Source organism: Pseudomonas sp. Hz4, from assembly GCF_054898165.1.
On sequence record NZ_CM142719.1, the window covers coordinates 4,262,714 to 4,282,112 of the forward strand.

A 19,399-nucleotide genomic window follows, 5' to 3' on the forward strand; every position below is an offset into this window, starting at 1 on the left:
CGCTATGAGGGAAAGCCTTTTATTATAGGCATAATCTGAACCGCATATGATAGGCGTAATTTTTCACGTGCCGACGAAAGGCGCACCATTACAGCGTTCGCCACATAGCAAAAAGGCCGGTCAAATGACCGGCCCCTAGCGCTGACGTATAAGCTTAGTTCACCTCAAGCTTCTCGCGATTCTTATCCAGAATGGCTTTACCTATTCCCTTCACTTCGAGCAACTCGTCCACGGACGCAAACGGCCCATTACTCTCACGATAGGCAACAATCGCCTTGGCCTTGGCCTCGCCTACACCGGACAACTCGCGCTGAAGCGTTGGCGCATCGGCCTGATTCAGATCGACCTTGCCGGACTGTGCCTTGGGAGAAACTTCCAGCACCAAGGGTGCATTGCCAGCCTCAGGCTTGGCCGTCGGGGCAGCAATGGCGCCAATAGAAGCGCTGGTGAGCAGGGCAAAAATCAGAGAGTAGAAATAGCCAGTACGCATAAATGACGCTCCATGACATCGATTGAGAAAGCAGCTTTTCCGAAGCTGCCTCCCAAACTTAGGCGATGTCTGGAGCCTGTCAAAAATGTGTCCGTTACAGGATGTGAGGGATCTATCCAGACATCCATCCACCGAGTGCAATTTGATCTACGGAGAGCTCGAAGAGCACAAAGAATGCGGATTGTGCTATCGAAAAATCATGAATCCAACACGGTGACAGCGATGAAATATTTGGTTGGTCATGTTACTTGCGTGCCGCCAGATTTACCGTGAGCAACCTGCACGTCCAGCCACTCAATTCAACGCTCACGAACTGAAAAACCAAAAAAAGCGAGAGTAACTTATGGATGACAGGTCTGAAATATTAAGAAATGAATATCAAGCTCGAGTTTAAGGCAATGAGATCTATCGTGATACCGTTTGGAGCCTCCTTTGCTCAGAAATTTTCTCAAAGTACGTTAAGCCAGAACATACCGTACTTGACCTTGGTGCCGGGTGGGGAGAGTTCAAGAGAAATATTAGAGCCCATAAAAAATACTCAACGGACTTAAATCCGGAGTGCGGAAAACGTATTTCTGATATCTCTGAACTCTTACAACAAGATTGTTCATCTATCCCAGCGGCTCCTCGATTGGCTTTCACACGCTAATAGGCCTCCCCAAACTGCAATTTGGAAATGCTGTGAGACGTTGCTTTGTGAACGAGCCCCATGAAAGACAGGACACCGTTTCCCCCTTACGATAAGGGATAGGCAAACGGTTATGTTTATGACTAATAGCAACGATAAGAGTGGTGAGCTTTTGGGCCAGGAGCGGCGGCGCCGCTGGAGCCCAGAGCAAAAACTGGCCATGGTTCGAGAGAGCCTTGAGCCCGGACAAAGCGTTTCGGTGGTGGCCCGGCGCAACGGCATTAATGCCAACCAGTTGTTCCTGTGGCGCAAGCTTTACCAGGACGGCAGCCTGTCGGCGGTCAGTGCTGGCGAGGTCGTGGTGCCGGCCTCCGAGCTGAGTGATGCGCTCAAGCAGATCCGTGAACTGCAACGGATGCTGGGCAAGAAAACGATGGAAGCAGAAATCCTCAAAGAGGCCGTGGAGATTGCCCGGTCGCGAAAATGGATTGCGCACTCACCCTTGTTGCCAGGGGACGACCAGTGAAGCTGGTCAGCGAATGTCTCGGTGTGGCGCGCTCGCAATTAACGGTTCGAATCAAACAATCGGTATCGCCCAAAGTACGGCGAAGCAGACCTGTGGACGATGCTGAATTGGTGGTTGAGATCCAGCAACAGGTGAGCGAGTTGCCCAGCTATGGCTACCGTCGTGTCTGGGGATTACTGCGACGCGAACGTGAAACCCAGTCGCTGCCGGCGATCAATGTGAAGCGGGTTTACCGGGTCATGCGTGATCACAACTTGTTGCTTGAGCGGCGGATCAAACAGCCCGGTGTGCCGCGTCGGCACGAAGGCCGTATTGCCGTGAAGACCAGCAATACGCGTTGGTGCTCGGACGGCTTTGAGTTCCGCTGCGAGGACGGCGCCAAACTGAGCGTGACCTTCGCCCTGGATTGCTGTGATCGCGAGGCCATCGGCTGGGTCGCGAGCCCGACCGGGTACAGCGGCGATGACATCCGCGATTTGATGCTGGAAAGCGTGGAGAAGCGTTTTGGTGATCAGCTGCCGACAACGCCGGTGCAGTGGCTAAGCGATAACGGCTCGGCATACACGGCCGAACAGACGCGCCTTTTTGCTCGGCAGATCGGCTTGCAACCGGTGACCACACCCGTGCGCAGCCCGCAGAGCAACGGTATGGCTGAGAGCTTCGTGAAGACGATCAAGCGCGACTACGTGGCGCACATGCCCAAGCCGGATCGAGAAACGGCGCTGCGTAACCTGGCAATTGCCTTTGAGCATTACAACGAGCAGCATCCGCACAGTGCCTTGAACTATCGCTCGCCGAGGGAGTTCAGGCGCTTGGCAGCTGCATCAATTTAACGGGGAGTTGGTGTCCGGTTTTGTAGGGGCAAATCCACTTTGCTCATGACACTCTTCCCTGCCGAAACAAGTTGATGACATCATCCAGCTGGGCAATGCCACCCCTTCGCTCCATTCTCATTACAAAAACTTCATCACTACTACGAATGGCTCCGCCCCTCAGCCTTTGCATCGGAATTCTTCCTCGCGGTGGTAGCCGCTTGTCATTTCCCTTGGCATCAAAGGCGAGGTTCTCACGTTCCATATCAAAGCCTGTATTGAGCTCATGCCGCCTATACACGGCAGCCATCTGGACAGTAGACAGGTATCCTCCAGACTGGTCCTGAGGCTACTGGGCCTCGGTTTTGACAGCGCTTGAATCCTTAACGATGCGTCTTCGGACGGTTTGCTTTCGCTCATCTTCTCAATACGTACCTGACGCCGTTATCGGCGCCTTTTCCAACGGTCGCTCACCACCACGCCTTTTGAACGCAGCAGCACCGGGTGGTTTGGAGCCAGCTCCTGCAAGCAGACTCCGGGAGGCCTACTCCCATCTTTGATACAGCATCGCTGGCTTACGCCAACGTTCGTGACACACTCAATACAAATCTTCACTTGGTTTCGAGTCTTTATTGAAGAACACGAAAAAGCACCAGGTCAAACACCGCGACCTTGATGTCCAGTTCGACCAGAGCTGCGAGGGCCATCGATGGATTTTGGGAAGTCGACGGGCTTGTGGTACAGCTAGACTTTTTCGACTTTTGCGTCGGGACGTATTATGAGCGGCTGGCTCCAAAAAGGAATCGGGAGCCCAGCTTCTGGGATCAAGTGGTGACTTTGAATGTGGGGTTTATGGCGCGTTTACCGGGCATCCTTGAACGCTCGAGTCAAATACCGCCCTTCAACCTTCGTCAGTGGTCGTTGGTCTACCCCTGCTTTTGCTTCAGGTGATCGGGTTTGCGGTGCACTAGGTACGGCGAGGCGGCATTGTCGCGGCACCGGCTTATGACCGTCTGTTTTGGCGTCACCGGATAGCGATTCCATGCCGCGTCACTGGCCATGGTCGTTTTCTTCTGCACCACATATAAGTGGCCCTCCCGTATAGGCGTCAGAGTTTTGTTGGTGGAACCACGGGGTACCGGGCATCGCCTCTTTGGCTGCCTTCGCCGCCGCTTCGATGGCGACCAGATGCAGCTTAATTTCTTTACGCATGAGTATCCGTGCCGCCCTGAGGGCAGACCAGGAGTAAACCATAGATGTTTGCCGCTGAAATACTGCACGTTTTTACCGAATAACCGAATAACCGAATTAAGTGAGCGCGTGCAAAAAACCTGTTGCAGAGCATTATTGTGGCCTATACATTGCCACCACTAAAATATTCTCATCCTCTTTTTGTACCGCGCTTCTGTCAGCGCATAAAATCCTGTTTGAGAATAGTCAAGCCAATATTAAATTTACGATGTGATGCGAAAGCAGGGACTGTGTAATGCGTAGGAAAGCTTGGTATCTAGTTGCATTTGTGGGATTATTTTTGGGATTGTTTTATTTCTTCGCAAGGGCTCAGGAAGAAAACGCAAGGATTGTTTTTATTGCCGACACGCATGCATCAGTGGACAGCAAAGACAGATCCGAAGTTTGGGGAAAAAATACCTTTACGCGGCTTCAGGAAGTTTTTTCCGAAAAGGGAGTGCATCCGACGCACTTGGTTTGGGTCGGTGATTTAGTGGATTTTCTGCCGTCTGAATGGAATATTGTCCGAGACTGGGTCAACTGGGTCTCGTCAACCCATTCTGACGTTGCTCAGTATGCCGTGATGGGCAACCATGAGTATATCTACTATGACTACCCCGAAATACAAGGGGTTTTCAATAATCCTCTACGCGATGGGTATAGGCGTGATGAAGTTGAAAGCTTCCTTGCTGCAAGCGCTCAGCCGGGAGACTTTCAAATTATGGTAAAAAGTGCCGAAAACTTTGTGGTGGGCAGCCAGGTTCTCTTGCTGGAGACACCGCCACGCGACACTGCCGAGCACTTTTACATAGGACTAGTGCGCCACGTTGACAAGGTTCGTGGCACGCTGGAGCTCGCGGAGCCTGTGCCTACCATGTTCCTATCCGACACCACTGCTGTGCGGCAAGGTTTCACGGAAAAACGAGGAATTAAGAGCTTTCTAGCCACATTTGAAGGAACTGAAACAACAAGCACGAAAAGCGTCTTCACGATCGGCAACACTTGCTTTGTCCTGATCTCAATGGATCGTTTTTTTGATTTCGACGACCATAGTAAGCGAACTAAAGCGCTGTCAGAGGACGATTTCCATTGGCTTGAAACTCAGCTGGCGAAACATCAGCCCACCCACAACATCGTCGTCGTCAGCCACGAAATGCCAAATAGCGGCAGCGCTCTCGGCGGACTATTCGATCCTACCGATACAGTTGATTACAACGACGAAACCCGAGCCCGGCTAATGGCGTTAGCTACGAAATATGAAGTTTCAGCTTGGATCTCGGGACATACGCACCCGGACGCGCGTAAGGACGTAGTCCACTCCATAGTTGAACAAACCCATTTCCTTCTTGTGCCTAGTTTTGGGATGGGGGCAGAAGGACAGGCGCTTGTTTTGACGCCCCGTGATGGCAGCAATTCACTTGACTTCGAGTACTGGTCAACCGACCAAAAATCCAACTTCGGGAAAATAAGCGTCCCAACCCGCCTTCGCGTCAATGGCGGTTAAGCCTGAAGCCCTATGCTTGCGATTGTCACGGGCACGGTGATGCGCAAGTTATTAGTTCAAACGAGCGCGAGAATTGGCAAAATTTTATGACGCAGATAGTGGTACGGGCAGCCCAACTTTTAGCTCGAAAAGCGTTAGTGTGTTTGGCATTAAATGAGCAAAATCTATTTTGATTAGGGGGCTCGCCCCCGTGTCAGGGTAGTTGTCGCACCTCCGGTTTTATCCAAGGTATTCTGGGGGCGGCAAGAGTACAGTCATGCCTTTCTACTCACCTGAACGAAAAGCCGCACAGCTGAAATGATGCTTCCGCCACTTAGTTTTTCAGCGGCTGAGTTCGCGCGCCGCGAGGGGTGTAGCTACATGTCTCTCTTTTATTGGCGCGAACAAGCTGCCAGGGGAACTCAATTGTCTGACGCCAAGCAACCAGTAGAGAATTGATCAGCCGAATCGAAGCTGTCGATCATCATCGAAACGTCAGCGTTGTCAGAGCTGGACATCGTTGATATTGCAGGGACAAAGGTATTTTCCTGAGCAGATCACTGATTGGCGTAACGCACTTATCGCCAACAGCACTAAGCAATCGCCTGTTAAACATGTAAATGCTGGCCAATCACGAGACGAAGGCATCGTGACGCTTTCCAACAGCAAAGCCTATGCGCGTCTCCCACCGAGCCAGATCGTGCCGCACTTGGACAACGAGGGACGATATGTCGCCTCGGAGTCGACTTTTTATCGCGTGCTGCATGCGGCAGGTCAGCAGCATCATCGCTCCCGAGCCAAGCGACCGCATCCCTATGAGGCACCGACCACTTACGCAGCGCCATCGGCAAATCAGGTGTGGTCATGGGATATCACCTATCTTCCATCGCCGGCTCGCGCGAAGTTTTACTACCTCTATTTGATCGAGGATATCTACAGTTGCAAGGCCGTGTGCAGGGTAGTCTACGAAGCCGAGAGCGGCGAAAACGCAGCAGCGTTACTACAGAGAAGCGTAACGCTTGAAAAATGCTGGCGTCAGCCTCTGGTGTGCTGACTGTTGTCGTAAAAGTCGCGTAGCGAGACGGCTGACGCGACAACTACCTTAAAAAACGCTGACAGTTAGTGCCGAAGCCTATTCCATCCTGGCGTACAGCCGAATGGGCACGACGGTGAATTTGCCCCCCTGACGCAGGTAGATCCATTGCTTCATGGTGATGGGACATACATCTCTGGCGATGCCGGCTACACAATATAGAAAAGCGTCGCGCATCAGGCTCCCACTACGACCTAGTCGATTCCCGCACGACCCAGCTTGTATAAAAGTACGCAACAAAAAGCCTGATTGGGCGCTTGCGAGATAAAATCGATACGCAAAAGCCACGCTCCGGGGCAAGGTTGAGCCCCACGATCTGGGGCATCAACCGTCAGCTTGACGCCACGAGGATTTGCGGCCCAAGGAAAAACGCTCTGGAACTGTCCACGCTTTTTGACCTGTAAAACCAGAGGTCGGCGCAAAAAGGCTTCTGAACTTGGGAGAGATTCTTCCTGTAATCGGGCTAATCGCCCCGAATGGCGCTGGGAGAGAAAAAATTGAATCAAAGACAGGAAAGGTGATCTTCGACCCCGTCAGTTTTTTGAATCCGACGCACATAAGGCATAAAAAATTGGCTGATCCCTTCACATCAGGCCCTCCCTAAGGCTGGCAAATGAGGTGACGCACTCCCCCCCATAGATTAAAATGGCATTTTTCGAGGCGGCAGGTACCAATGCATCCATCAACAAATAAAGATAACCTTTTACCCATTCAAGTTTTAGCCTTAACCATATTTATGGTTTTTGCGCTTTTTATATGGCAAGGCAATGAAGGCTTCAACTTGTGGGATGAAGGCTTTCTTTGGTATGGCGCTCAGCGTGTGATGCTTGGTGATGTGCCAATTCGCGACTTTATGGCTTACGATCCAGGTCGTTACTATTGGTCGGCTGCACTCATGAGTTTGTGGGGTGATAACGGCATCATGGCCTTGCGTGGTAGTGTGGCCATATTTCAGACGATGGGTTTATTTGTCGGCGTATTAATGATCGCCCGCGCTGTAAAGAAACAAAATTTTCTTTATTTACTTCTGTCAGTCATAACGTTGTCGATTTGGATGTTTCCCCGCCACAAGCTGTTTGATATTTCACTATCTATTCTAATGATCGGCGTGTTGACTCTTCTCGTCCAAAACCCGACAAATCGGCGTTACTTCTTTGTAGGTGTATGCGTCGGCTTGACCGCCATTTTTGGACGCAACCATGGCATATATGCTGTTGCAGGCAGCCTTGGGGTTATGCTCTGGTTAAGCATCAAACAAATCGAAGGACCAGGATTAATCAAGGGATTTTCGCTGTGGGCCGGCGGAGTTACTACCGGTTTTAGCCCCTTACTTTTAATGGCTTTATTGGTTCCAGGTTTTTTCGCCGCTTTTTTAGACAGCATCCGATTTTTGTTTGAAGTTAAAGCGACAAACCTTCCTCTCCCCGTTCCATGGCCTTGGCTTGTGGACTTTAACTCCTTGCCGCTTGGTGACGCGATTCGAGGCATGTTGATTGGCGTGTTTTTTATCGCCACTATTGTTTTTGGGGCGCTGTCTATTTTATGGGTGCTCTTGCAAAGATTTCAGAGTAAAAAAGTTTCACCCGCACTGGTGGCCGCGTCATTTTTGGCGCTTCCCTATTCCCACTATGCATATTCCCGCGCGGATGTTGGTCACCTGGCACAGGGTATCTTTCCGTTGCTAGTCGGTTGCCTTGTTCTGCTGGCCACACAGCCTGCCAAAATAAAATGGCCTCTGGCACTCATGTTCTGCACGGCAAGCCTTTGGGTTTCGCTCGTATTTCATCCGGGATGGCAGTGTCATATTAACAAACAGTGTGTAAATGTCGAAATATCTGGTAGTAATCTCCAAGTTGATCCTGCTACGGAAAGCGCCATAGGACTACTCCGGAGTTTGGCTAATCAATACGCCCAAGATGGCCAGCATTTTATCGTCACACCTTTCTGGCCCGGTGCCTATGCACTATTAGAACGCAAATCCCCAATGTGGGAAATTTATGCGCTATTTCCACGTCCTCAAGCCTTCGAGCAAGCGGAGATCAAGCGTATAAAAGCAGAAAAACCTGGTTTTGCTTTGGTCCTCGATCTTCCGTTAGATGGACGTGAAGATTTGCGCTTCCGAAACACACACCCGTTAATTCATCAATATATATTGGATAATTTCGACCCCCTCCCCTACTCGCCTAATTCGAATTACCAAATTTTCAAGGCAAAAGGAAGGATCCAATGAAGAAAGTAGCGATACTTCAATCCAACTACATCCCATGGAAAGGATATTTCGACATGATCGCTGCCGTAGATGAATTCATCCTCTACGACGATATGCAATATACACGGCGTGATTGGCGCAACCGAAACCAAATTAAAACACCGCAAGGTGTGCAGTGGTTGACGGTTCCAGTGCAAGTCAAGGGGAAATACGACCAGAAGATCAAAGATACTTTGATCGATGGCTCTGACTGGAGCATAGCGCATTGGAAAGCGCTGGTGCAGAACTATCGCCGCGCTCAACATTTTGATGATATTGCAGCATGGCTAGAGCCGCTATATTTAGATAAGTCTTACACCCACATTTCGCAACTGAATCACCACTTCATCGAGGCGGTATGTCATTACCTAGGTATAAAAACTACCATTACCCATTCATGGGATTACACCCTACTTGATGGCAAGACAGAACGTTTAGCCGATCTTTGTAAGCAGGCCGGCGGGACGGAATACATCTCAGGCCCTTCCGCCAAAGATTATGTAGAAGAAAGTATATTTACTGACATGAATATCAAGCTAAGCTGGTTTGATTACACGGACTACCCAAAATACCCCCAACTCTGGGGTGAATTCACTCACGGGGTCACGATTCTCGACTTATTATTTAATTGCGGTATAGAGGCGCCAAAATACATGAGGTATGTGCGCTCATGAAGATTTCCATAGTTGCAACACTCTACCAATCGGCCCCGTACATTTCGGAGTTTTATCAGAGGGCAAGTGCTGCTGCTCGGCAACTCGTAGACGAAGATTATGAAATCGTTTTGGTGAACGATGGTTCGCCCGACATCAGCCTTGACCTTGCAGTACAACTCACTGAGAGCGACTGCCATGTCGTCGTTATCGATCTTTCGCGCAACTTCGGACATCACAAAGCAATGATGACTGGGCTTGCCCATGCGAAAGGAGAGCGAGTGTTGCTCATTGACAGTGACTTAGAAGAAGACCCGGAATGCTTGATTGCCTTCGCCGAAGAGATGCAAAGTCAACGGTGCGACGTGGTGTATGGGGTCCAAGTGCGACGTAAGGGTAACTGGTTTGAACGCTGGAGTGGCCAGTGGTTCTATCGTTTATTCAAAGCCCTCACGGGTTTGGCACTTCCCGAAAACATTGTCACCGCACGACTAATGACTCGTCGTTACGTAGATGCTTTACTGCGCCATAAAGAACGAGAAGTATTCATGGCAGGGCTATGGCACATCACTGGATTTGATCAGCGATCGCTGGCTATCAAAAAGCACAGCACCAGCGAAACCACATATACCCTCCGAAAAAAGATGTCCCTGCTCGTCAATTCAGTGACTTCTTTCAGCAATGTACCCTTGGTGGGCATTTTCTATATTGGCGTATCGATCTCACTGGTTGCAGCTCTTTATATCGGGTACTTGGCAATTCAATGGCTGTTCCTTGCAAAACCTTTAAGTGGTTGGACGTCAGTAATGGCGTCGATCTGGCTACTGGGCGGGATGATTATTTCCTTTATCGGTGTGGTTGGCATTTATCTTTCAAAAATATTTTCTGAAACCAAGCAGCGCCCCTACACTATCGTGAGGCAGATTCATGCAAAACAACAAGATTGACCTGCTCAGCGAGGTTGCTAGCTATTATTCAGAAAAGCTGGCTCAGCATGGCGAAACACCTAAAGGCGTTGATTGGAATGGCGTAGAGAGTCAGGCCCTGCGCTTCGAACAACTGTGCAAGATAATCAAAGGCCCACAAGCTTTCTCTATCAGTGACCTTGGCTGTGGTTACGGCGCGCTGGTCGATTACCTGAAAAACAAGAATCTGTCGTTTTCCTATCTTGGCATAGATGTTTCAAACGAAATGATCCAGGTCGCGAAGCAGCGCTACATGGGAGCACCTGAAACTCGATTCATTTCTGCCTCCGAACCCGACTCCGTGACGGACTACGGCCTTGCTAGCGGCATATTCAATGTGCGCCTGGGTCGTTCGAACGCCGAATGGCTGACCTACCTTGAAAACACTCTTGACGTTTTGGACCGAACAAGCCGTCTGGGATTTGCCTTCAATTGCCTCACTTCCTACTCTGACGCAAATAAAAAACGGGATGATCTGTACTACGCCGACCCTTGTTTATTATTTGATTTATGCAAGCGACGTTACTCCCGACAAGTTGCCCTTCTTCACGACTACGGCCTTTATGAGTTCACCATTCTTGTAAGGAAGATGTGATGAAAAAAAAATTAGTGATATTTGGTTCTGGCGATATCGCGCAGCTGGCTTACTTCTACTTCAATACAGACTCCGCTTATGAAATTGTGGCTTTCACTGTAGACGGTAGTTATATCGAAGACTCCACCTTTTGCGGGCTGCCCGTCGTCGCATTTGAAAATATCGCCGACAACTATGCTACAGATAGCCACGATATGTTTATCGCCCTGAGTTATTCCAAACTCAATGCCGTGCGAAAAGAAAAGTATCTTGCCGCAAAAACACTTGGGTACACCCTTGCCAACTACATCAGCAGTCATGCCACCGTGCTGAACGAAGGTCAGATTGGAGACAACTGCTTCATCCTTGAAGACAATACCATCCAACCCTTTGTGACTATTGGCAATAACATCACCTTGTGGAGCGGTAACCATATTGGCCATCACTCAACGATCCAGGACCATACCTTTATTGCATCTCAGGTCGTTATCTCCGGGGGAGTTCACATCGGCGAACAGTGTTTTATCGGGGTCAATGCCACGCTGCGCGACCACATTAAAATTGGCGACAAGTGCGTCATTGGAGCCGGAGCATTGCTTCTCGCGGACGCCGAACCGGAGGGAGTGTATATTGGTGCAACCACAGACCGCTCAAAGGTAGCCAGCACAAGATTGAGGGGTATATGACAACTCAATGGAAAAAACTCGGCTTGGTTTTTTGCCCATCGGGCGAACAAGATTGGTTGCATTCCCATGCTGCTGTTCCTGTCGCAGAATGTATTGGCGGTGATCTTTTCAAAATTTACTTCAGCTCAAGAGACAGAAATAATAGAAGCTTTACTAGCTATGTAGTTATAGATTTAAATATCCCAAATCAAGTTATTGAGTTATCAACTACACCAACCCTTTCCCCCGGCAATCTTGGCGAATTTGACGACAGTGGTGCGATGGCGACATGGGTAACGGAACATGAGGATAAAAAGTATCTCTACTATATAGGATGGAATCTAGGAGCAACTGTTCCATTTAGAAACTCTATAGGATTGGCTACCAGCCTAGATGGAAATAAATACACTAGATATGCAAGCGGCCCAATACTTGATCGCTCGATGAGAGAGCCTCACTTCTGTGCAAGCTGCTGTGTTCTTCCAGGAGAGGATACGTGGCGAATGTGGTATTTATCCTGCACGGGATGGCATACGAAAAACGGCAAGCCAGAACATCGTTATCACATTAAATACGCCGAATCGCAGGATGGAATTACGTGGGAACGGGAAGGTACTGTTTCCATAGACTATGCGAACGATGATGAATATGCAATTTCAAGGCCTTCTGTAATTCGTGATAACGACTGTTGGCGGATGTGGTACTCGTATCGAGGAGACTCATATCGCATAGGATACGCTGAGTCGCGTGACGGGCACCATTGGAGTCGGCTTGACACTAAAGCAGGCATTGACGTCTCTCCAACCGGATGGGACTCCGAAATGATTGAATACCCGTTTGTATTTGATCACAATGGGCAGCGATACATGCTTTATAACGGTAATGACTATGGAAAAACCGGGTTTGGTCTAGCCATTTTGGAGCAATTTTGATGCCTCGTGCTATTGACTATGTCTACATTTTCGCCACGATACTCTTTACCGTATATGGTCAACTAATTCTTAAATGGCGCATTTCAAGTTTTGGTTCACTCCCTGCAGATAGTATGGGGAAGTTGAAATTTCTCCTTTTACTCCTTTTCGACCCTGCAATTTTTTCAGGGTTTGCAGCTGCCTTTCTTGCCTCACTGGCATGGATGGCGGCGATGACCAAGTTTGATCTAAGTCACGCCTATCCATTCATGAGCCTCAATTTCGTCATCGTCTTACTGCTGAGTGGTTGGATATTAACTGAGCCATTATCACCTCAAAAAGCGTTAGGAGTTATTTTGATTGTTGTTGGCACCGTTGTCGCAGCCCGTGGGTAACTAAGCAATCATCAATCAAAGGATATTATAAGATGAATCGACGCATCCCCTTCAACTGGCCACACATGACGGGTAAAGAGCTTTATTACATCGCCGAGTCCCACTTCAATGGACGCTTGGCAGGTGATGGTCCGTTCACCAAGCACTGCCATAACTGGTTGGAAGAGCGTACCGGTTGTAGCAAGGCGCTGCTTACACACTCATGTACGGCGGCCCTGGAAATGTCTGCACTGCTGCTCGACATTGAGCCGGGCGATGAAATCATCATGCCCTCTTATACCTTTGTTTCCACGGCCAATGCTTTTGTATTGAGAGGGGGAATTCCGGTTTTTGTGGATATTCGCGAAGACACGCTAAACCTCAATGAAGAGCTCATCGAGTCAGCAATCACTGATCGAACTAGGGCTATTGCGCCAGTTCACTATGCGGGTGTCGCCTGCGAAATGGACAGCATCATGGCCCTCGCCAGACGTCACAATCTCAAAGTTGTGGAAGATGCTGCCCAAGGGGTTATGGCTACCTACAAAGGGCGAGCACTAGGAAGCATCGGTGACTTGGGCGCCTATAGTTTCCATGAAACCAAGAATGTGATTTCCGGTGAAGGTGGCGCCCTTTTAGTCAATGATCCAGACCTGGCCCTGCGCGCCGAAACCATCCGGGAAAAGGGTACCGATCGCACCCGATTCTTCAGAGGCGAAGTTGATAAATATACCTGGCAAGAAGTTGGCTCTTCTTTTCTTCCTGGAGAACTGATTGCTGCTTTTCTCTGGGCGCAACTGGAAGAAGCAGATCGAATCACTCAAGCGCGTCTGGCCAGTTGGGACCGATATCATAAACTGCTGGAACCACTGGAGTCTCGCGGCATTCTCCGCCGCCCTATAATCCCTAAAGAATGCCAACACAACGCTCATATGTATTACGTACTTCTAGCCCCTGATATCGACCGACAAGTAGTTCTCGACAAATTCAAAAGGCAGGAAATCAGTTCGGTCTTCCACTATGTTCCCCTGCATTCGTCTCCTGCAGGGCAACGGTATGGTCGCACTCATGGTGATCTCGAAGTCACCAATTACCAGTCCGAGCGCCTAGTTCGCCTGCCACTATGGGTCGGTATTACTGAAGAACAACAACTCAGAGTGGTTGAGATACTTTCATGCTGAACCGTTGGACTATACCAAGCCAGCAGGCACTCGAAGTCATCCACGAACCACGAACACGAACTGACCTGCGCCTGCGGTTGTCGTAAACACAGCGTTGGCGAGGGAATCAGCGAGCGGCTCGAGATCGTGCCGATGCAAATCCGCGTGATCAAACATGTGCGCAAGGTCTACGCCTGCCGTGGCTGTGAAAACCGCGCTGGTCACGGCCGACAAGCCGGCGCAGCTGATCGAAAAGAGCATGGCCAGCCCCAGCGTTTTGGCGATGTTGCTGACGACCAAATACGTCGATGGCCTGCCACTGCATCGGTTCGAAAACGTACTCGGTCGCCACGGGGCGTCGATATTCCACGGCAAACCTTGGCGCGCTGGGTTATCCAGTGCGGCGAACACCTGCAACCCTTGCTCAACTTAATGCGGGCTCGACTGCTGGAAAGTCGTCATCCACTGCGATGAAATTTTGGTAGCGGTCAGGGGTGGGTGCTGAGCGGACGGTTACCCCTATCTCACCACCGTGGGCATCAATATCGCGAGTCATAGCGTGAAGCAGAGTTTCGGAGCCACCCTCTAGATAATTAAGCTGGAGCCTGTCAAAAATGTGTCCGTTACAGGATGTGAAACAATCAGGGTTCTAGGCGACGTTGCTGGTAGATCCAGTCAACGATATCGCCGTCGGGGGTGTAGCCGCTGACGGTTTCGCGCAGGAGCTGACGGACGCGAGTGTAATCGTCATGATCGACTGCAATCAGCAACTCCCTCAAACGACCCTTTAGCACATCCCAGGGCAGATGATCTTCATTGGCGCTCATGATCATCGGATGTTGCGTCGCTGCCACGTTGTCGCCGATCAGCAACTCCTCGTAAAGCTTCTCGCCGGGACGCAGCCCGGTGAATTCGATGGAAATGTCGCCTTGCACATTCTTGTCCGAACGAACGCTCAAACCGGACAGGTGAATCATCTTCTCTGCCAGCTCGACAATCTTCACCGGCTCGCCCATGTCCAGAACGAACACATCACCGCCCTGCCCCATGGAACCCGCCTGGATCACCAGTTGCGCGGCTTCGGGAATGGTCATGAAGTAGCGAGTGATTTTCGGGTGGGTGACCGTCAACGGGCCACCGGATTTGATCTGGCTGTGAAACAGCGGGATCACCGAGCCGGAAGACCCCAGCACATTGCCAAAGCGCACCATGGTGAACCGGGTCTTGTTGACCCGGGATACATTGGCATTGTCACCGAACAGCACTGGAGCAATCTCACGACTGAGGGCTTGCAAGGTCAGCTCGGCCAAACGCTTGGTGCTGCCCATGACATTGGTCGGGCGTACGGCCTTATCTGTGGAGATCAACACAAAGTTCGCGACACCCGACTGCAACGCAGCCTGAGCGGTGTTGAGCGTGCCGATAACGTTATTAAGCACGCCTTCGGCAATGTTGTGCTCGACCATCGGGACGTGCTTATAAGCGGCAGCATGGTAGACGGTGTCCACGCCCCAGGTTTTCATCACATCCAGAAGTTTGTCCTGGTGACGAATGGAACCGAGAATTGGCAACAATCTGACCGTAACAGACTTACGAGAAGCGCGTTGCTCCAGTTCCGAGAGAATGCTGTAGAGGTTGAATTCGCTGTGCTCGAACAGCAAAAGCGTAGTCGGGCCCAGTGCGAAAATTTGCCGGCACAGTTCTGCACCGATCGATCCACCGGCTCCAGTAACCATCACTGTCTTGCCTTTGATACAGCGTTCTAGCAAGTCCGGTTGCGCGGGCACCGAGTCGCGACCCAGGAGGTCCGCGATATCCACTTCCTGGATGTCTTCGACCTTTACCCGACCGCTGGCCAGATCGGTGAAGTTGGGTACGCTTCGGATGTGTAGGGGGAAACGTTCCAAGATAGTGAGAATTTCCCGACGTCGTGCGCGGGTTGATGACGGTAGAGCCAAGAGAATTTCTTGCGCACCGGTTTCGTCGATCATCTGTTGGATGTGTTTGGGTTTGTAAACTTGCAACCCGGCAATCGAACGATCCGCAATGCTTGGATCATCATCAATAAACGCTACGGGACGCATGACTCGGCCCATGCGAAGTGCCGCTACAAGCTGGTTGCCGGCCACGCCAGCACCATAGATGGCGACTTTGGTGAGGCCATCATCGCGGTTGGTGAAAGGTACGTGCTGGACGGCATTGAACCAGTCGCCCATAAAGTATTGACGCATGCATAGGCGTAAACCGCCGATGATGACGAGGCTAAGCCACCAATAGTTAAAGATAATGGAGCGAGGGACGACGGTTTGGTGGTTGCTGTACCAGTAGACGACGAGTGCCAGGATCAAAGAGGACAAGCTGACAGCTTTGATGATAGTGACCAGAGCATCATTGCCGAAATAGCGCATGACGGCGCGGTACATCCCAAAGCGAATAAATAGCGGAATGGCAACCGCTGGGGCGCTGGCAAAAAGCCAAAAATGAACTCGGAGGGGATTGTACATATCGTCGATGCCAAGACGAACCATGAAGGCCAGCCATAAGGCGACCCACACTAAAACCACATCAGTCGCGACTTGGATAAGTCGCTTGTTCCGCCGGGGAAGCCCCAACAAGTAAGCTCTTACTTTGTCCATAAAACCATCAGTCACCTCAACCTGCCCCTATTCAGTATTCAGCCGCCCGCTTCGATACCTGAGACCGATGAATACACCTTAAACCAAAAAACAACGCAGCTACTCAGCTTTTTATGAATCGACCTCTTGAGCACCGGCTTTGAATTTGACTGCCAGCCATATCAAAGGAGCATAAGCCAAAACGAGTCCGATACCGCCGTCTAGCCCATACTTTGTCACACACAACGCAACGGGTAGCAACCAGAAGACGTTAATGAGTGCGACGCCAGCAGTGACGGGGAGGTGCTTACCGAAAGCACGCGAAGCGAACTGATAGGCGTGACTACGATGAGCCTCGTAGATTTTTTCGCCGCGCAGCATTCGACGTAGCAACGTGAATGTTGCGTCTACGATAAACACCCCGAGCAAAATCAGCCAAGCCCAAATTAGTTGTGGTGATGCCCAAACAGCTTGCAGGGAGAGTACACCAAGGGAGATTCCTAAAAAGCCGCTACCTGCATCGCCCATAAAAATCCTCGCTGGAGGAAAATTCCAGTACAGAAAACCTCCAACCGACAATGCCAGGAGCAAAGGGATGGGAATCAGATTGTTTAAACCAATCACCCAGTACAGCGTACAGGCACCAAGGCAAACGCTGATAGCCTCTACACCTGCTATGCCATCAATACCATCCATGAAATTGTAAAGATTTAGCATCCATACCAGATAAATGACTCCAAAGCCGTACCCTGCCCAACCAATGTCGAAAGAAGCACCCAGAAAACTGACAGGTGGTATCCCTCCCAGCCAGAACAAGGCCCACCCTGCAGCAACAAAGTGCCCCAGCAGCCTCCAACGCGCCGCAATGTGTTTATGATCATCCATGAAGCCAATTGCAGCAGTTAAAATACCTGAGCCTGCACTGGCAAAAAAAACAGGTAAAGAGATCATACCTACAAAAACTAACAGAACTAATGCCAGCAAAAATGCAACAACAATCGCAACCCCTCCTCCACTGGGAGTGGGAACTGTATGTGAACTGCGGAAATTCGGGATATCCAAAAGACTTCGTGCAACTGCGTACTGACGAAGAGACACAGTGAGAAAGAAAGAAACAGTCACCACTACGGGTATAATCCACCAGTGATCCATAGTTTGCGATTTCCTAGAACGTAGTTTCGTGAATTTATTCAGGCCGGGGGAAACGACCACCCGAAGATAGTTTACAGCAAATGAATCCCCTTAGAGCAAAGGGAAACAGCAGGAGTGTCAAAAGCGACATTCCTGCTCTCAAAACAGCTAGACTTCAAGTTCAACCCAATACGGCAAGAAGCGAGCATTGGGGTAAAAACATATACCTTTAGATCCCGTAACTCCTCCACAGCCAATACATATTCCTAAACCTTTCTTCGGAGAACAGATCAGGTGATTCCGTAACTATAGAAAGTTTATCGCTGAGCTCTTGTGCACTTTCATCCTTCCACTTAGGCACGTTGATACCTTTAATTTTCTTCGAAAGATACTCTTTCGGTATATCTCGCTGAAAATGACCTGTACGGGAATGATCTTTGATCTTAAGTCGAGCCACAAATGCATCGGTCAAACCGACTTTATCCAATAAATAAGTTTGTCTAGGCATCCAATAGCCGCGCTGCCCCACTACACCAACCAAACGAGGTGCATCACCCAATGAGAGAGCCTTAACAGCCCATGGATGCATCGTATAGTTCTGCTGCGGGTCCAGATTTAAGCCAAGTTGCCCTTTATAGTAATTTCGCTCATTTGTAACACTCATAGGCCACAAGTAATATTCTTTAGCTCCGATCCACGCCGCGTTCGTGAAAGCAACTGCACAAACGACGACTGTTACGACCTGCTTCCACACCTTAACTTCAAACCTAACAAACAAAAGAGCTATTACAGCAAAAAGCAATGCAACGGTAAAAAACCTACCGCGCATAAAATCACCGCCTGCGACCAGCAAGACATACACAACGTGCAAATAAATACCGGCAACCACTGCCGCAAACACAATTCTAAAGTCATTAGATAGAATTTTTTTCCGCAAAGCATAAAATGAAATCAGCGGAAGCACTGCGATTATCATCCAAACATGCCATTCAGACTGGACACTATCTAAAAGATAATCCATACCTGAAACTGCATTCTCCATTAATGTACGACCGCCGACTTTTGCATATTTCGTATTTGGGAAAAGAAACCCATAGTAAATTAGAGAGGTTATATGCCAAGCAACAAGAGGCAGAAACGCAAAAGCGGCCGTCCAAAATCTAAATCTGGCCAACCTTATATCACAATAGGCAATCACACAAACAAGTGGAGTCAATATAAAAATATTGTCAAACCGATTTAGAATCGCCAGCGAGACAAAAAAATAAAACCAAAACCGCTTAAACCCATCAACAAGACTTAAAACTACCATTGACACGAGAAAGTATGTCGCAGAGTTTTCCAACCCCGAAGTTGCGAACGAAACAAATGACTCTGACGCGCCCAACACACCCAAAGCAACCAAGAGTGACAGATTGTTATTTTGACTGCCAACAGCGCAATGAATCCTGAACAGCACCAACAATGTTAAAAGACTAAATCCAAGCCCAAGAATAATTGAAAAAAAATACAAATTAAGGTCTAAAAAACCTCCCACGGAAAGCAGCATAAACCATAGCGGATGCGTATAACTTTGAACACGTTCACCTATATTGAAAACAGCTCCATCACCGTTTACAAAATTTAAAACAGATCTAAACGTAATAAACGCATCATCTGTAACCCAACCATACTGAAGGATCCTGACAAACACCACGGACGCTACAACATAGCATAAATACTTGCTAACATTTCGGCCTCTATCAAGCCCTAAACTAGCTTTATTAGAAACGCTCAAAACTCACCCCCCTAAAAAAAAACGCATAATGACACGATGTGCTGCATCCCCAAACACCAAGAAA

General features: G+C 49.5%; 15 protein-coding genes and 2 pseudogenes. 12 read left to right on the plus strand and 5 right to left on the minus strand.

The annotated features are described in order from the left end of the window. Nucleotides 1-154: 154 nt before the first annotated feature. The gene (locus ACYZTR_RS19440) at nucleotides 155-490 is read right to left on the minus strand and encodes a ComEA family DNA-binding protein (RefSeq protein ID WP_461973357.1); all 336 of its coding nucleotides are present in this window, start codon (nucleotides 488-490) and stop codon (nucleotides 155-157) included. A gap of 767 nt (nucleotides 491-1,257) precedes the next feature. Between ACYZTR_RS19440 and ACYZTR_RS19445 the strand changes: the two genes are divergently transcribed. Next, nucleotides 1,258-2,477, plus strand: a protein-coding gene (locus tag ACYZTR_RS19445; RefSeq protein WP_461973358.1) for an IS3 family transposase whose coding sequence is annotated in 2 segments (ribosomal slippage) — nucleotides 1,258-1,603 and nucleotides 1,603-2,477 — 1,221 coding nt in all. Because the reading frame shifts where the segments join, the coding sequence is not laid out codon by codon here. Nucleotides 2,478-3,506: 1,029 nt separating this feature from the next. On the opposite strand, the gene ACYZTR_RS19450 is transcribed toward ACYZTR_RS19445, so the two are convergent. Next, nucleotides 3,507-3,668: a hypothetical protein gene (locus tag ACYZTR_RS19450; RefSeq protein WP_461973359.1), complete on the minus strand. Its 162-nt coding sequence runs from the start codon at nucleotides 3,666-3,668 to the stop codon at nucleotides 3,507-3,509. A gap of 274 nt (nucleotides 3,669-3,942) precedes the next feature. Here ACYZTR_RS19450 and ACYZTR_RS19455 point away from each other — a divergent pair, with 274 nt between their 5' ends. The 11 genes and pseudogenes from ACYZTR_RS19455 to ACYZTR_RS19505 all read left to right on the plus strand — a co-directional run. After that, nucleotides 3,943-5,190: a metallophosphoesterase gene (locus ACYZTR_RS19455; protein ID WP_461973360.1), complete on the plus strand. Its 1,248-nt coding sequence runs from the start codon at nucleotides 3,943-3,945 to the stop codon at nucleotides 5,188-5,190. Nucleotides 5,191-5,752: 562 nt separating this feature from the next. Then, nucleotides 5,753-6,217 (plus strand): annotated as a pseudogene (locus ACYZTR_RS19460) (IS3 family transposase); the annotation flags it as partial. 718 nt (nucleotides 6,218-6,935) lie between these two features. Further along, nucleotides 6,936-8,492 (plus strand): hypothetical protein, encoded by a 1,557-nt coding sequence (locus ACYZTR_RS19465; RefSeq protein ID WP_461973361.1) that lies wholly within the window; start codon nucleotides 6,936-6,938, stop codon nucleotides 8,490-8,492. Then, the gene (locus tag ACYZTR_RS19470; RefSeq protein WP_461973362.1) at nucleotides 8,489-9,184 is read left to right on the plus strand and encodes a WbqC family protein; all 696 of its coding nucleotides are present in this window, start codon (nucleotides 8,489-8,491) and stop codon (nucleotides 9,182-9,184) included. Before ACYZTR_RS19465 ends, ACYZTR_RS19470 begins: the two co-directional genes overlap by 4 nt. Next, on the plus strand, nucleotides 9,181-10,110 hold the full coding sequence (locus ACYZTR_RS19475) for a glycosyltransferase family 2 protein (protein ID WP_461973363.1): 930 nt from the start codon (nucleotides 9,181-9,183) through the stop codon (nucleotides 10,108-10,110). Before ACYZTR_RS19470 ends, ACYZTR_RS19475 begins: the two co-directional genes overlap by 4 nt. After that, nucleotides 10,091-10,723: a methyltransferase domain-containing protein gene (locus ACYZTR_RS19480; protein ID WP_461973364.1), complete on the plus strand. Its 633-nt coding sequence runs from the start codon at nucleotides 10,091-10,093 to the stop codon at nucleotides 10,721-10,723. The genes ACYZTR_RS19475 and ACYZTR_RS19480 overlap by 20 nt, the downstream gene beginning before the upstream one ends. Then, nucleotides 10,723-11,388: an acetyltransferase gene (locus ACYZTR_RS19485; protein ID WP_461973365.1), complete on the plus strand. Its 666-nt coding sequence runs from the start codon at nucleotides 10,723-10,725 to the stop codon at nucleotides 11,386-11,388. The genes ACYZTR_RS19480 and ACYZTR_RS19485 overlap by 1 nt, the downstream gene beginning before the upstream one ends. After that, nucleotides 11,385-12,299, plus strand: coding sequence for a glycoside hydrolase family protein (locus tag ACYZTR_RS19490; protein WP_461973366.1), 915 nt, complete (start codon nucleotides 11,385-11,387; stop codon nucleotides 12,297-12,299). The genes ACYZTR_RS19485 and ACYZTR_RS19490 overlap by 4 nt, the downstream gene beginning before the upstream one ends. Next, nucleotides 12,299-12,673, plus strand: a complete 375-nt coding sequence (locus ACYZTR_RS19495) for an EamA family transporter (RefSeq protein ID WP_461973367.1) — start codon at nucleotides 12,299-12,301, stop codon at nucleotides 12,671-12,673. Before ACYZTR_RS19490 ends, ACYZTR_RS19495 begins: the two co-directional genes overlap by 1 nt. A gap of 32 nt (nucleotides 12,674-12,705) precedes the next feature. Continuing rightward, nucleotides 12,706-13,833 (plus strand): dTDP-4-amino-4,6-dideoxygalactose transaminase, encoded by a 1,128-nt coding sequence (gene rffA, locus ACYZTR_RS19500; protein ID WP_461973368.1) that lies wholly within the window; start codon nucleotides 12,706-12,708, stop codon nucleotides 13,831-13,833. 29 nt (nucleotides 13,834-13,862) lie between these two features. After that, nucleotides 13,863-14,302: pseudogene (locus tag ACYZTR_RS19505) on the plus strand (transposase); the annotation flags it as partial. A gap of 151 nt (nucleotides 14,303-14,453) precedes the next feature. Here ACYZTR_RS19505 and ACYZTR_RS19510 read toward each other — a convergent pair. The 3 genes from ACYZTR_RS19510 to ACYZTR_RS19520 form a co-directional block, all read right to left on the minus strand. Then, entirely contained in the window at nucleotides 14,454-16,448 is a 1,995-nt protein-coding gene (locus ACYZTR_RS19510) for a polysaccharide biosynthesis protein (RefSeq protein ID WP_461973369.1), read from the minus strand. 111 nt (nucleotides 16,449-16,559) lie between these two features. Further along, entirely contained in the window at nucleotides 16,560-17,579 is a 1,020-nt protein-coding gene (locus ACYZTR_RS19515; RefSeq protein WP_461973370.1) for an MraY family glycosyltransferase, read from the minus strand. 208 nt (nucleotides 17,580-17,787) lie between these two features. Next, on the minus strand, nucleotides 17,788-19,335 hold the full coding sequence (locus ACYZTR_RS19520; RefSeq protein WP_461973371.1) for a hypothetical protein: 1,548 nt from the start codon (nucleotides 19,333-19,335) through the stop codon (nucleotides 17,788-17,790). Between the last annotated feature and the right edge of the window lie 64 nt (nucleotides 19,336-19,399).

Excerpts from the sequence above, each read along its gene's own strand:
- ACYZTR_RS19490 (WP_461973366.1), top strand. The coding sequence starts at position 11,385 with ATGACAACTCAATGGAAAAAACTCGGCTTGGTTTTTTGCCCATCGGGC.
- ACYZTR_RS19455 (WP_461973360.1), top strand. The coding sequence starts at position 3,943 with ATGCGTAGGAAAGCTTGGTATCTAGTTGCATTTGTGGGATTATTTTTG.
- ACYZTR_RS19440 (WP_461973357.1), bottom strand. The coding sequence starts at position 490 with ATGCGTACTGGCTATTTCTACTCTCTGATTTTTGCCCTGCTCACCAGC.
- ACYZTR_RS19470 (WP_461973362.1), top strand. The coding sequence starts at position 8,489 with ATGAAGAAAGTAGCGATACTTCAATCCAACTACATCCCATGGAAAGGA.
- ACYZTR_RS19465 (WP_461973361.1), top strand. The coding sequence starts at position 6,936 with ATGCATCCATCAACAAATAAAGATAACCTTTTACCCATTCAAGTTTTA.
- ACYZTR_RS19485 (WP_461973365.1), top strand. The coding sequence starts at position 10,723 with ATGAAAAAAAAATTAGTGATATTTGGTTCTGGCGATATCGCGCAGCTG.
- ACYZTR_RS19515 (WP_461973370.1), bottom strand. The coding sequence starts at position 17,579 with ATGGATCACTGGTGGATTATACCCGTAGTGGTGACTGTTTCTTTCTTT.
- ACYZTR_RS19450 (WP_461973359.1), bottom strand. The coding sequence starts at position 3,668 with ATGCGTAAAGAAATTAAGCTGCATCTGGTCGCCATCGAAGCGGCGGCG.
- ACYZTR_RS19480 (WP_461973364.1), top strand. The coding sequence starts at position 10,091 with ATGCAAAACAACAAGATTGACCTGCTCAGCGAGGTTGCTAGCTATTAT.
- ACYZTR_RS19510 (WP_461973369.1), bottom strand. The coding sequence starts at position 16,448 with ATGGACAAAGTAAGAGCTTACTTGTTGGGGCTTCCCCGGCGGAACAAG.
- ACYZTR_RS19495 (WP_461973367.1), top strand. The coding sequence starts at position 12,299 with ATGCCTCGTGCTATTGACTATGTCTACATTTTCGCCACGATACTCTTT.
- ACYZTR_RS19475 (WP_461973363.1), top strand. The coding sequence starts at position 9,181 with ATGAAGATTTCCATAGTTGCAACACTCTACCAATCGGCCCCGTACATT.
- rffA (WP_461973368.1), top strand. The coding sequence starts at position 12,706 with ATGAATCGACGCATCCCCTTCAACTGGCCACACATGACGGGTAAAGAG.